General features: G+C 45.5%; 8 protein-coding genes. 3 read left to right on the top strand and 5 right to left on the bottom strand.

Features of this window, described 5'->3' with window-relative positions; translation table 11 throughout:
- Positions 1-353: 353 nt before the first annotated feature.
- Positions 354-1,358 (top strand): catabolite repressor/activator, encoded by a 1,005-nt coding sequence (cra, locus tag WR49_RS10385; protein WP_046223935.1) that lies wholly within the window; start codon positions 354-356, stop codon positions 1,356-1,358.
- A gap of 86 nt (positions 1,359-1,444) precedes the next feature.
- On the opposite strand, the gene WR49_RS10380 is transcribed toward cra, so the two are convergent.
- From WR49_RS10380 to nirB, 4 genes are all read right to left on the bottom strand, one after another.
- Positions 1,445-3,235: a bifunctional protein-serine/threonine kinase/phosphatase gene (locus tag WR49_RS10380; protein ID WP_046223934.1), complete on the bottom strand. Its 1,791-nt coding sequence runs from the start codon at positions 3,233-3,235 to the stop codon at positions 1,445-1,447.
- 147 nt (positions 3,236-3,382) lie between these two features.
- The gene (locus WR49_RS10375; RefSeq protein ID WP_046223933.1) at positions 3,383-4,852 is read right to left on the bottom strand and encodes a NarK family nitrate/nitrite MFS transporter; all 1,470 of its coding nucleotides are present in this window, start codon (positions 4,850-4,852) and stop codon (positions 3,383-3,385) included.
- A gap of 142 nt (positions 4,853-4,994) precedes the next feature.
- Complete coding sequence (gene nirD / locus WR49_RS10370) at positions 4,995-5,339, bottom strand: nitrite reductase small subunit NirD (RefSeq protein WP_046223932.1); 345 nt, start codon at positions 5,337-5,339, stop codon at positions 4,995-4,997.
- 139 nt (positions 5,340-5,478) lie between these two features.
- On the bottom strand, positions 5,479-8,061 hold the full coding sequence (nirB, locus tag WR49_RS10365) for a nitrite reductase large subunit NirB (protein WP_046223931.1): 2,583 nt from the start codon (positions 8,059-8,061) through the stop codon (positions 5,479-5,481).
- A gap of 466 nt (positions 8,062-8,527) precedes the next feature.
- Here nirB and WR49_RS10360 point away from each other — a divergent pair, with 466 nt between their 5' ends.
- Positions 8,528-11,110: a molybdopterin oxidoreductase family protein gene (locus WR49_RS10360; protein WP_046223930.1), complete on the top strand. Its 2,583-nt coding sequence runs from the start codon at positions 8,528-8,530 to the stop codon at positions 11,108-11,110.
- An 887-nt stretch (positions 11,111-11,997) separates the two neighbouring features.
- On the opposite strand, the gene WR49_RS10355 is transcribed toward WR49_RS10360, so the two are convergent.
- The gene (locus WR49_RS10355) at positions 11,998-12,255 is read right to left on the bottom strand and encodes a hypothetical protein (protein WP_046224034.1); all 258 of its coding nucleotides are present in this window, start codon (positions 12,253-12,255) and stop codon (positions 11,998-12,000) included.
- A gap of 343 nt (positions 12,256-12,598) precedes the next feature.
- Between WR49_RS10355 and WR49_RS10350 the strand changes: the two genes are divergently transcribed.
- Complete coding sequence (locus WR49_RS10350; protein ID WP_046223929.1) at positions 12,599-13,618, top strand: hypothetical protein; 1,020 nt, start codon at positions 12,599-12,601, stop codon at positions 13,616-13,618.
- Positions 13,619-13,667 lie beyond the last annotated feature (49 nt).

The raw sequence follows: 13,667 nt of genomic DNA, 5'->3' as shown, positions 1-13,667 counted from the left end.
TGAGAATTTGTGTATCGCTACGATTCAGTCTAGAACAATATTTTCTCGTTGCTTTGCTCTTTGTTCGACGTTGGCTGAATCGATTCAGCATTCAGTGTAAAAAAATTCAGCAAAGCCGATTTTGGTTTTCAAAATAGTTTTGCTGCGTGTCGTAATTTCAGTTTCGTTAATAACGAGAAGTTGAATCACAACAAATGACGCTCAACCCATACAAAAGGATGATTGAAGTCACTTTTCAGATTTTGCTGAATCCTTTCAGCTTTCATACTGAATCGATTCAGCCTATAATTCAACTAATCCGAGGATCAGATCATTGGTTATATGATCCTACGCACAAAATACAGGTCACCCATATGACACTTGATGAAATTGCTAAATTGGCTGGAGTATCGAAAACCACAGCCAGTTATGTGATCAACGGCAAGGCGCAGAAATACAGAATCAGCGAGAAGACTCAGCAGAAAGTCATGGCTGTGGTGGAAGAGTACAACTACCGTCCAGACCATGCAGCGTCGTCGCTGCGTGCTGGTAATAGCCGTTCATTTGGTTTGATTATTCCGGATTTGGAAAACAGCAGTTACGCGCGTTTAGCAAAACTGATAGAGCAGAACTCACGTAAAGTGGGCTACCAGATTTTGATTGGTTGTTCAGATGATGACGCTGAAACCGAACGTAAAGTTGCGGAAGCCTTGGTGAGTCGTCGTATCGATGCCTTGTTGGTGGCGAGTTCCATGCCAGACGCCAACGAGTTCTACTTAAAGTTGCAAAACTCAGGAACGCCTGTGATCGCAATTGACCGTCCGTTAGATGACGAGCACTTTGCTTGCGTACTCAGTGAAGATTTTGAAGCTGCGTTTGAACTGACGCATTCGATTCTCGATGACAGTATTGATAGTGTTGGTTTGATAGGTGCATTGCCAGATCTAAACATATCACGTGAACGCCAGTTGGGTTTCGAAGCGGCAAACAAAGCGTATGGTCAACAAATCGGACTGTCAGAAGACAAACCTACCGTTGTGGGTTACGGCGCGCATTTTGACAGAGAATCTGGGCGTGAGATTTTTGAGGGTTGGATTGCCAAAGGCACGGTGCCCGATGCAATTGTTACCATGTCTTACACCTTGTTAGAAGGTGTGCTGGATGTGATGGTCGAAAAGCCAGAACTGGTTAATCAAGTGAAGTTGGCGACCTTTGGTGATAACCGACTGCTCGACTTCTTGCCTTTCAAAGTCCACTCACTGCCCCAGCAGTTTGAAGTGATTGCCGATAGTGCCTTTGCTTTGGCGTTAAATGCATCGGCTAAGCGTTACCAAGCGGGTATTGAACTCGTACCAAGAAGCTTAGTGAAACGAGGCTAGCTCGAGCTTTTCGGTTAGCTAGAAGCCTCGCGTTTAGCTCGAACTTGGGTTTTTAATCCGCACTTGGTTTTAACTCGAACCTGTAATTAACTAGAACTCAGCAATAAGCCCATTTCTACAATGGCAACAATGCCGAGCAACAAAGCCAACACTTTCCAAAACTGGATCGGGTTTCGGTTTATCAAAGGTTGCTTGGCTTTGCTTTTGACCAAGCTTTGGTTTGGTGTGTAAAGGTCTGCCACAAAATCTCCCAACACTTGATGACGTTCGCTTGGCGATTCCGAGCAGGCTTTCTGTAACACCAAATCCACCCAGCTTGGTAAGTCAGCTCGTTTCTGGGTGATGGGTTGGTATTTCCACTGATGATGACGAGATTGCTTAAGCGATTGTGCGGTCATTTCAGAGTAGGGCAATTCACCGGTTAGCATCTCATAGCCGATCACAGCGATAGAGAACAGATCAGAGCTGGTGGTCGCGCTGTTGTGCTTGATGGTCTCGGGTGCAATGTAATTGACCGCACCTAATGGAGTGTCGTCTTTGTCTGCGAGCTCTCCCTCTTCAAGTCCTCTGACTAATACAGCGCCAAGGTCGATGATTTTTATCTCACCATCATGTTGAAGCATAATGTTCTCGGGCTTTAAGTCTCGGTGCACCATGTCTGCGCGTTGTAATACTCGAATACCTTGTGTGATCTTTTCTAGTATGTCGCGTACTTCATTGAGTGACGGTTTTGGATTGTCGTACATCCATTGTCTTAGCGTGATGCCTTCTACCCATTCGCAGATTTGATATAAGAATTGCGAATGCTCTGGCGTCGGGTAAACCTTCATTACTCTCTTGTTTTTTAACAAGATCCCCGCCCATTGTTCATTAAAGAAAGCTCTGAGTTGCGAAGGGCTATCGTGATATTGAACGGAAGGGACTTTTAGCACGAACTCGGTTTGTGTCTCTTTCTGCATCACCCGGTACACATGGCTTCTAGAGCCTGCATACAACACCTCAAGTACCATAAAGTTGTCGATACTTTGCCCGAGCTTTAACGCGGGTGGGATGGCTCGTTTAGCCAGTTTTTCATGGAACTCAATGAGCGAAGGTTTAGGTAGATGGCTGACTTGCACAATCAAACAGCTCACGTTGTCTGAGCTATTGTGGCTTAAAGCAGTGTTACAGATGGTTTGTGCAGCGTATTCGAAATCCGCTCCAGGCTTATCGATGTGTTCATTGAATGTGTTGGGGGAGACAAATTCATGCACACCATCCGAAGTGAGGATAAAGCAGTCGTTTTTCTTGATGGGTAGGGCTTGATAGTCAACGTTGAGTTGGTTGTCCATGCCTAAGGCGCGTGTTAAGTAATGCTTCTGCCCCATATTTTTACGGGTGTGGTCGCGGGTCAGTTGGCGTAATTCACCATCTCTTAGTAAGTAGATACGGCTGTCGCCAACGTGGAATATATGTGCGGTGTTCGATTTGAGTATCACGCTGCTGAACGTCGAAACGAGGGCATTGTGGTTCACTTGTTGTGCGGGATGAATATTAGAAACAGACGTGTTGAAGAGCCAAGAATTGAGGGACGTTAAGACCTTTTGCGCCGAACGCTGAATGCTCCAGCTATTTGGCGTGGCGTAATAGTCGTCGATAAACTGCATCACGCTAGTGTGACTGGCTTTCTGGCCGTGTTCACTGCAACTTGCCCCGTCTGCTATGCAGGCGACACTGCCTTTCAACTCTTGCTCAGTACGAGTTTTGGGGTGCTTTACAATGATGGCGTCTTGGTTTTCATCACGTATGCCTTTATTCGAATAACCACCAAACTTAAGCGTTAACTGGTTGTTGGATTCTGGCGTGATAACTTGCCCTTGGCTGAATGAAATTGTCATAACTGGTCTTCTTCTTTACTGCTCTTCTTCCCGCTTCCTTGACAGAACATCCTAGGAAGAACAAAAGCCCTAGTGAACCTAGAGCCTTTGAACGCAGTACCAAAGTGGTGAAACACACCTCGGTACTACTCCCGATTCAATGAGTGGTTAGCTCGATACGTTAATCAAGGTCACGCTACCGTCGTCGTTTACTTCGGCGATTTGACCGTTAGGCTCTTCCATGAACAGTAGAGTTACAAAGCCAAGTACCGCTGTTGCAGCAATCACTAAGAAGAACGTTTGGTAGCTCACGAATGACAACACAGTTAGGTAAACTACCGCACCCACGTTACCGTAAGCTCCGGTCATACCTGCAATCTGACCTGTCATACGACGCTTAATCAGTGGCACTGTCGCAAACACCGCACCTTCACCTGCTTGCACGAAGAAAGAACACGCCATCGCCGCGACAACCGCTAGCCATACAGGCCATGTGCTGTCGACTTGCCCCATTGCGAAGTAACCCGCAGCAAGACCAATCGTCAGAATAAGCAGTGTTGGTTTACGACCGAACTTATCTGAAATCCAACCACCACCTGGGCGAGACATTAAGTTCATAAAGGCGTAAGCCGATGCAACCATACCTGCAAGAACCGGTGTTAATTCAAAGGTTTCAGAGAAGAACAACGGCAGCATAGAAACAACAGCCAGTTCAGAACCAAATGTCGCGAAGTACAATACGTTAAGTACCGCAACTTGCTTGAATTTGTACTGGTGAATCTCTGGCACTTCTTCTTTAAATACGTTCTTGTTTACTTTCCAAACTTGCGACACTTCGTACACGTAAAGCGCAGCCAAACCTGCGTAAACCGAGTTAACCGCCATGTCAGACAGCATGTTGATGTTGCTTGGTGATAGCTTCCATGTCAGTAGCGCTAAAGCGGCATACATCGGGATCTTCATAATAAGTAGGAAGAAAAAGTCACCCTTTGATGTCACTTCCATTGCTGTTACTTGAGCAGGCTTGAAGTAAGTCGAACCTTTTGGTGTATCTGACACGTTTTTGTAGAAGATAAACGAGAACGCTAAGCTCATTACGCCAGTAATACCAACCGCATAACGCCAGCCGTCTTCACCACCAAACGCTAGAGCGAGAGTTGGAAGGGTAAACGCTGCTGCTGCTGAACCGAAGTTACCCCAACCGCCGTAAATACCTTCTGCTGTACCCAGTTCGTTGTGTGGAAACCATTCAGACACAAGACGAATACCGACAACGAAACCTGCACCAATGAAGCCCAGTAGAAAACGAGCGATGGCCGCTTGAATGAAAGAGTCTGCCATAGCAAACATGAAACAAGGGATTGAACAGACCGCGAGTAGCGAAGAGTAGACCAACCTTGGGCCGTATCTGTCGGTCAACATACCAATGGCGACACGCGCCGGAATGGTCAATGCAACGTTGAGAATAAGCAGTGTTTTGATCTCTTCAGTAGAAAGACCAAGCGAAGTTTTTACCATTTGCAGTAGTGGGGCAAAGTTGAACCACACAACAAAGGTGATAAAAAAGGCCATCCAACTTAGGTGTAAGGTTTTTATCTTACCCGTAAATGAAAGCAGCGAAAATTTTGTGTTATCCATGGTTTAAATCCTTTAAATCTGGAAAATTACCCGGCTTTAGCTCGTGCGTTACTTCCGAAATTCGAACGCATTAATGTGGCTAAACCCTGTGCCGAAATTGCTCACGCTGATAAAGCGTTTACATGATGATGTCGGCGTTTAGTTAACTGGCGATAGCAAGCGGTGCGAGAACCTGAACCTGTTCTCCTTGCTTGCGAACTTCAAATTTCACGAGCTTGAGATCGGGTTGTTCAAGGCACGCGCCAGTTTCTAAGTGGTAATGCTGCTTGTATAAGGGTGAGGCTACGTAAGGCTCACCGCTTAATGAACCAATGATACCACGTGACATCACATTCGCCTTGCCAACAGGATCGTAATTAGAGAGTCCATAAAGCGTGTCACTGCGCTTGCAGTAAAAAATAGCCACTTGGTTATCGTCTACTTTGGCGCAAATCCCCCCGTTTGGGGTTAGGTCGCTGGTGCTGCATACGGTTGTCCAATTTTCCATGACTTTCTCCTAGTCAAAACATAAAACTAATAATCAATTTAATTAGGGTGATAGCCGACAGCAGTTTTCTTGGGCTGCGCCACTGTCGACTATCGATATTGGGTTTAGTTGTTACTGATTCACTCACCAGCAATTCGTCTTACGAAACTTCCGTGACTTCGATTTGGTCAGCCTTGGTTAGTATTTCATCGCGTTGTGAATCTGAAGAAGAGCTCAAGCTCGGCTTAGGAAAACGCTGTTCTCGTTCTTTGATGAATGACAGGCTAGTGTCCATTTCTTCGCTGTTGATGTAGTGCTGGAAACGCTTCATTTTTTCAGGGTTTTCGATGGTGGTTTTCCATTCACATTGGTATTTTTCGATGTTGAGAGCGATGTCAGCTTCAAGTTCTTCAGCAACATTGAGCTTGTCTTCAATCACGACTTGTTTGAGGTATTCAATGCCGCCTTCGAGGTTCTCCATCCATACCGATGTACGCTGTAAGCGGTCTGCAGTACGTGTGTAGAACATCAAAACGCGGTCGATGTATTTAAGGAGTGTGGTTTCATCTAAATCTGTGGCGAATAGGTCAGCATGGCGAGGGCGCATACCGCCGTTACCACAGATGTAAAGGTTCCAACCTTTGTCGGTTGCGATAATGCCAAAATCTTTTGATTGGGCTTCTGCACATTCGCGCGTACAGCCAGAAACCGCAAACTTGATCTTGTGTGGTGAGCGTAAGCCTTTGTAGCGGTTTTCTAGTCGAATCGCTAAGCCAACACTGTCGTCGACGCCGTATCGACACCAAGTGCTCCCGACACACGATTTCACGGTACGTACCGATTTACCGTAGGCATGGCCAGTTTCAAAACCAGCATCGATTAGCTTTTTCCAGATGATTGGCAGTTCGTTAAGTTGTGCGCCGAACAAGTCGACACGCTGACCACCGGTGATCTTGGTGTAAAGGTCGAATTCTTTAGCGACTTCGCCAAGCACGATCAATTTATCTGGAGTGATTTCCCCGCCAGCAATACGCGGAACCACAGAGTAGGTGCCGTCTTTTTGCATGTTACCTAGGTAGATGTCGTTGGTGTCTTGCAGTTCGATATGTTGATCTTCGAGGATGTAATCGTTCCAGTAGGAAGCCAGAATCGAACCGACAGCCGGTTTACACACGGTACAGCCCAATCCGTTGCCGTGAGAATCTAACAGCTCATCGAAGGTTTTGATTTTGTTGACTCTGATGATGTCGGTAAGCTCTTGGCGAGAATAAGCAAAGTGCTCACAGATATCGTTAGAAACCTCGACACCTAGGTTACTTAGCTCGCTATCGAGAACCTGTTTAGCAAGGGCAGAACAACCGCCACAACCTGTTGAAGCATTAGTGGTTTCTTTCAATGCAGCCATCGTGGTGCAGCCTGCTGAAACGGCGTCTTTAATGTCGCCTTTGGTCACATCAAAACACGAACAAATCACTGCGCTATCGGGCAGAGCTTCAACACCCATTGCCGAACCTGAATCATCGGCCACGTTAGGTAAAATCAACACTGATGGGTTTTCAGGAAGAGGCATGTCATTTTGCTTTATTTGCAGTAGCGAACCGTAAGCCTCTGCATCACCGACCAATACTGCACCGACAATCTTTGTGCCGTCTGCCGAGATGATCAGGCGTTTATAAACTTGTTCAATTTCATCGTTATAGGTATACGATTGAGCGCCTTCCGTCTTGCCGTGTACTTCACCAATACTGGCCACATCGACGCCAAGCAGCTTGAGCTTGGTGCTCATGTCAGCGCCAGTGAACGCAGCGTCGTCAGTACCGTCAGAGACAATATGCGAAGCCGCGACTTTCGCCATGGAATAACCGGGCGCGACTAAGCCGAAGATCTTGTTGTCCCAAAGCGCACATTCACCAATCGCATAGACGTTGTCGATGTTGGTTTGGCAGTGATCGTTAATCACGATGCCGCCACGTTCACCAATGGCGATATCAGAGCTGCGAGCTAGGGCATCTTGAGGGCGAATACCTGCAGAGAACACGATCATATCGGTTTCAAGGTGGGTGCCGTCTGCAAAGTTCATTCTGTAGCGAGCGTTCTCACCCGCGACTATTTCAGAGGTCGCTTTCTCGGTGTGAACTTGCACACCAAGGTCTTCAATTTTTCTGCGCAGTAGGGCACCGCCACCGTCATCTAATTGAACGGCCATTAGGCGAGGCGCGAATTCAACTACATGGGTTTCCAAACCAAGGTTTTTGACTGCGTTTGCCGCTTCTAAGCCAAGCAGACCACCACCAATAACGACGCCAGATTTACTGCCTTTGCTAGATAGTTCAATGGCGTCTAGATCTTCGATAGTGCGATAAACGTGGCAGTGTTCCTGGTCGTTACCGGGAATTGGGGGAACAAAAGGGAATGAACCGGTCGCCAGAATCAAAGTGTCATAACTCTCGGTATGTCCCGATTCAGTCACAACGCACTTATTTTCAGTATCCAGTTGAGCGACTCTCGCGTTGAGAAGGTAATTGACGCCATTGCTTTGATAATACTCTTCGCTGGTTAATGCCAAGTCATCAGCATTTCCGCGCTTGAAGTAAGCCGTCAGCTGAACTCTGTCGTAGGCTAACCTTGGCTCTTCACTGAAAGTAATAACATCAAACTCATCACTGTCTGATTGTAGGATGTTGTCGATAAATTTGTGTCCAACCATGCCGTTACCCACAACGACGATTTTCTTCTTGCTCATAATCCATTCCTTATTCTCGGCATCACCATCATCTCATTTCTAGTCGTTAGCAGATGAATACCGGGTTGAGATTCCACTCAATTCATAATCATCAAGAAAAACAAAAATGTTTTTTCTAAGTCTTGGTTTCTAGTGGAGCAAGGAGGGTGCCAGATTGCAGATTGTCCATTTAAATAAAATATAATTTATATTTTTCAGTGGCTTAAAACTTGGTAGTGGCACGCAAATACCCCTAAAGTGGTATGTAAATTTTTTGTTAGATTTATATAAATGAGCGTTTGTGGTGCAACTTTCCGCAAGATGGTGCAAAAATTAAGTTTCTGTCTTCATTAAATTCTGATTGGTTCGTTGTTGATATTTGTATTTTTATTAACTTGTTGTTTTTAAATTAAAATATTTGAGAATAAAGGGCTGCTATTAAGTGGCGTGCTATTTGCTTGGTTTGAGTTATTACAATTATGGATAATTGAGCGAAAAACGGATGACCGATTCAAACAGCGGCTGGATAAAATCGACCTGTGCTTATTGTGGTGTAGGGTGTGGAATAGAAGCGAGACCGACATCGCTAGGAAAACTTGAAGTACGTGGTGATAAAGATCATCCATCAAACTATGGAAAGTTATGTACTAAAGGAATTGCGCTTGGTGATACCGTCACGCCTTTAGGTCGTCTTACACAGCCTGCTTATATTCAGAATGAGCAAAAACAACAGCTGGATTGGAACAGGGCCACTCAGTTGGTCGCAGACAAATTCAATCAAACCATCGAAGAATTTGGGGCCGATTCGGTTGCGTTCTATGTGTCTGGTCAGCTGCTTACCGAAGACTACTATGTTGCCAATAAACTGATGAAAGGCTTCATTGGTAGTGGCAACATCGACAGTAACTCTAGGCTATGTATGGCTTCAACCGTGGTCGGGCATAAGCGAGCATTTGGCGCAGACACAGTGCCGGTTTGCTATGAAGATCTCGAGCAAGCTGATCTAGTCGTGATTACAGGTTCCAACCTAGCATGGTGTCACCCGGTACTTTTCCAAAGGCTAAGAGCCGCGAAACAAGCCAACCCAGCATTGAAAGTCATCGTCATCGACCCGCGTTATACCGACACCTGTGAAATCGCAGACATTCACTTGGCATTAGAATCCGGCTCAGACGTGGCGCTGTTTAACGGCTTATTAGGCTACCTCGACGATAACGACAAGCTAGATGCAGACTACATAGAAAACCACACTCAAGGCTTTACTGAATCGATTCGATCTGCAACCCAATACCGCTATACCGAAGCTGGCTGGGGCGACAAAAGCGTTCCTGAGATCACAGGGTTAACAGAGCAGCAGCTAAAACAGTTCTACAGTTTGTTTGCATCGAACGAGAAGGTGCTGACTATTTACTCCCAAGGCGTGAACCAATCGACACAAGGTTGTGACAAGGTGAATGCCATTATTAACTGCCATTTAGCCACCGGGAAAATCGGCAAGCCGGGCATGGGGCCATTCTCTGTAACGGGTCAGCCGAACGCCATGGGTGGGCGTGAAGTAGGCGGCTTAGCCAATACCTTAGCGGCGCACTTTGAATTTGGTGACCCACAGTCACATCAAATCGTCAGCGAATTTTGGGAAACTGACAGCTTAGCTACTCGCGCAGGCTTAAAAGCCATCGACCTATTTGATGCCATGAATGAAGGCAGAATCAAAGCGGTGTGGATTATGGCAACCAACCCAGTTGTGAGCCTGCCTGACAGTGAAAAGATCAAAGCGGCATTAGAGAAGTGCCCATTTGTGGTGGTATCTGACTGTATTGCCGACACTGAAACCACGCGCTTGGCCGATGTGGTGCTGCCCGCGCAAGGGTGGAGCGAGAAGTCGGGTACTGTGACTAACTCTGAACGCCGAATCTCACGCCAACGCCGCGTGTTACCAAGCCCAGGGGAAGCCAAACCCGATTGGTGGATATTGAAAGAAGTGGCACAGAAAATGGGATTCAAAGAGCAGTTCGAGTTCCGCCACGAAGGTGAGATCTTCAAAGAGTATTGCGAGATGACAGCGCTCGGCAATGAAACAGGTAAAGCGCGTGATTTGTGCTTAATCGGACTCACGCAACTGGATGAGAAAGGCTATGGCGAACTCACTCCACAGCAATGGCCAGTGTTAGAGTATCAACCAGAGATTATTGAGCAGCGCATGTTTACCAATGGTGAGTTCTTTACTGAATCTGGCAAAGCGCAGTTTATTGCAGTTGAGCACGACAAACCGATTGCCGATACCAGCCTTGAATTCCCACTTATCATGAACACAGGCCGAATCCGAGACCAATGGCACACCATGAGCCGCACAGGCTTGGCCGCAGGTTTAGGCGAACACACACCAGAACCCTTTGTAGCCATGCACCCAGATACCGTTTCAGAACTGAACTTGGATGAATTTGGGCTAGATGCGTTCAACCACACCACTATTAATCCAGTGGTGAAAGTGCGCAGCGCACAAGGGGAGTGCCAAGCGCGATTAGTGGTGACCAAAGAGATGCGCCGAGAACAAGTTTTCATGCCTATCCACTGGAACGCACCGACCGCCAAAGACAGCAAACCGTGTGACTTGATCTTGCCTCATACCGATGCCGCATCTGGTCAGCCAGAATTCAAACACACACCTGTTGTGGTAGAGCCGTGTGGCTATCGCAGTGAAGCCGCACTGGTCAGTGACAAAGTGATGGATTGCAGCGGTTTTGATTACTGGGTACGCCAAAGAGTGGAGGGCGGTTTTCTGTATCGCATCTCATCATCTAAGAACCCTATGGAGTTGGTGATTCAGCTTGCCAACACCCTTGATGCCTTACCAGAACCTAACACGGAGGCGATCAAATCACTCCATTATCACGGCAATAAATCATTCAAGAACTATGGTTCAGCCAAGCTTGGTAAGTTTGGCGTGAAACAGGCGTTCGTGGTAAATAGTAACCTAGATCATGAAAGCATCAACTGGCTGGTGGAGTGCCTAACCCGAGAAGCCGATGAAGAATTCGAAGCCGAATTTTTGAGCACCATGGCGAAGTAGAGGACACCTTCGTAATATAGAGCAATACCCCAAGGGTCTATATATTGCGGCTACTCGCCCAAATTAGAGACTATCTCTAAGCCGCTCATATTTATAGCGTAATGTCGACAATCATGTTGCTATTATTTGGGGTACACGGCACCGAAGGCGTAATCGTTCATTGTCACACTGCGACCTAGTCATTCGTTTTCTGCATTTTTCTGATGTTTTATAGATAAAATCTGTATTTAGTCACATCTATTGCGTGAGTTAATCAGTAAGGTACTGTTATTAAATAGCTTATTAGACTCGAGCTGATCTGGATAGGTGACTAGACAGAATAGTTTCAGGGATAAAATGTAGAATTTCTCGGTCTAATAACTGTTAGTTTGCAAAGGGCAGAAAAGCGTTTGTGGTCTAAAAGCTTTGTTCTACGTTCTAGCTATTCACCTGTTATTTCCCAAAGATTTATCATCGAAATAGGCATCTCGCGTAGCCCGTTTTTCGGTTAAGTGGCTTCCGTGTTACTCATCTCTTTCGTGTTAGTAAGGTTCATTTCTCAATATTCTTGCACGCTGCTTCTTTGGTTTTGAAAGTTAAGCGGGAGCATTGAAAGATGGTATTTGTGGCTGTCGGCATCTACGAAAGTCTTCTTTGCCAAGTGCGTTTTGTTGGTTGGGTTTAAATTCTGAGCTGTCCGTTTTACTTTTGTGTTCAAAGCCAGTACTTTCATAGCTAATTCAGCATCTTGGCGCTAAACCTCTGGTTTCATCGTGGTGGCAAACTAACAAAGCGCTTAAGACGGACTAACAAACGCTCGGCATTTTTGGTTTGGTTAAGCTGTGTGTTTAAGGTGTTCAAATTTAGTAGGGTGGCAGGTTTGTTAGCCACTTAGCTTAGCGTTATGTTTACTTGTATTTCAGTGGCTTAAAGCTTCTTCGATCTGTGTTCTTTGCCCCTTTGGCAGTTCGTCCGAGTTTCCTCAGCAAATCCGCATTGTCGGCCTCAATTCGTGAATTTCTCAACCCGTAAAACATGTCAATGTTCGCGGGTTGCTTCATTTTCAGGTCGTGGCGGTTGGTTGCAAATTCCACTGGCTCAAAGTCGCTTTTAGCTTCTTTGCCAAGTAGCATGTCAATTTGGCAGTTGCCTCGGCAACTTGCCATTGTTCTGCGCTGTGGTTGGAAAGAGAGGGCGCTTGTTGAACGTTTATCGGGTTGCCTCATTGGGCAGGGAAGTGGACTTACGCGCTTGGTGTTCCGTGCGTCTGGCGGTCAAGTGAGGTTTGGCTTGTGATTCACTTCTTGAAATACGTTTAACAACACAGTTCTTTGCCAAATAAATCAGTCGTTTGTGGTAAAACATAACAAACAATTCAAGCAGACCCTCAACGCGTGGCATTTTTGGTTTGCGTCGGCTTTTGTGTTGCCGAGCAATGCGGAAGGTTAGCCAGAGCGTTTCGGGCTACTTAATTGGGCGTTATATTTCCCAGGTGAACAAGGAGTTATTATGGTTTTGAAAAAAATATTGTTGTCATGCTTATTTGTTAGCTTAACAGGCTGTGTGGGCACTAAATTTAACGATAGTGAAGCATTAATTGCGCAATCAGACGCAACTGTAGTGTCAGGATATACGTATATACCAATGGATCCCTTTGCTGTGAAAGTGGATAAAAGCGATAATTCTAAGGTTAATTGTAATTTACTTTCATCACTACCTGATAATGCTGTTCGCATGTCAGTTGAGAGCTTTGCTGCTAATGGTAACGTGTCTTATGCTGCATCGGGTTTAGGTGTTAAAGGCGAACGGTATAGAGTTACGGTCGATTACGTAAATTCTGATACTACTAATTTTGCAATTAGAATTAGGAAAACTGCATATAATAAGCAGCTTAGAATTAACGAATTTGTACATCCATTAGAAATTTTAAACACTGAAGTTTATGAACCTAAATCAGTTTCTTACATTATTGTTAGTGGTGAGTCCCTAGCAAGACTGGATGAGAGTGAGAAGGAGAAAAATAAGAGCTTCCCATTCTCCTGGATGAATAAGACAGAAATGAAAATAACTCCGAACGATGCTGATGAATCAGAAATAAGCGCGAAAGATAAATATGTCGATTATAACGTACCGGTCTATGTTGGAATTGGCTTACGAGTTACTGCCAATATTCAAGTTCTAGCTTCCACATCTAACATTTCTGGTTTAGGTGTTATTGGGATAGAGGCTGAGTCTAATGCATTACAGGGAGCTCTCGTTGTCCAAACATTGGGCATCAATGGCAAATCAGTATCAGCAGCTCTACCTATTCAAAGCGAACTCAATCGAACTACAGCACAAAACTCAATCGTTGCTGTAGGGCAAATCAAAACATTACTTTATGACGAGGAAACCATAAAATCTCCAAGAATTGTAGGGATCTATCTGCCATTTGAAGGGAGTAAAAAATTAGTAAATGCTATTATTTCTGAAATTTCAAAATCAGACAACTTGGTTTGGAAGCAGAAGTGCCCATCTATGGTGAAATAATATAACAAGAGACTATGGCGTCAATAGTTAATTTTTGGCGCTACCTTTA

This window comes from Vibrio sp. ECSMB14106 (genome assembly GCF_000972265.1).
Lineage (GTDB): Bacteria > Pseudomonadota > Gammaproteobacteria > Enterobacterales > Vibrionaceae > Vibrio > Vibrio kanaloae.
This window is presented reverse-complemented; position numbering and strand designations above follow the sequence as displayed.

Coding starts and splice junctions, on each gene's coding strand:
- WR49_RS10375 (WP_046223933.1), bottom strand. CDS start 4,852: ATGGATAACACAAAATTTTCGCTGCTTTCATTTACGGGTAAGATAAAA.
- cra (WP_046223935.1), top strand. CDS start 354: ATGACACTTGATGAAATTGCTAAATTGGCTGGAGTATCGAAAACCACA.
- nirB (WP_046223931.1), bottom strand. CDS start 8,061: ATGAGCAAGAAGAAAATCGTCGTTGTGGGTAACGGCATGGTTGGACAC.
- nirD (WP_046223932.1), bottom strand. CDS start 5,339: ATGGAAAATTGGACAACCGTATGCAGCACCAGCGACCTAACCCCAAAC.
- WR49_RS10355 (WP_046224034.1), bottom strand. CDS start 12,255: ATGGCAAGTTGCCGAGGCAACTGCCAAATTGACATGCTACTTGGCAAA.
- WR49_RS10380 (WP_046223934.1), bottom strand. CDS start 3,235: ATGACAATTTCATTCAGCCAAGGGCAAGTTATCACGCCAGAATCCAAC.
- WR49_RS10350 (WP_046223929.1), top strand. CDS start 12,599: ATGGTTTTGAAAAAAATATTGTTGTCATGCTTATTTGTTAGCTTAACA.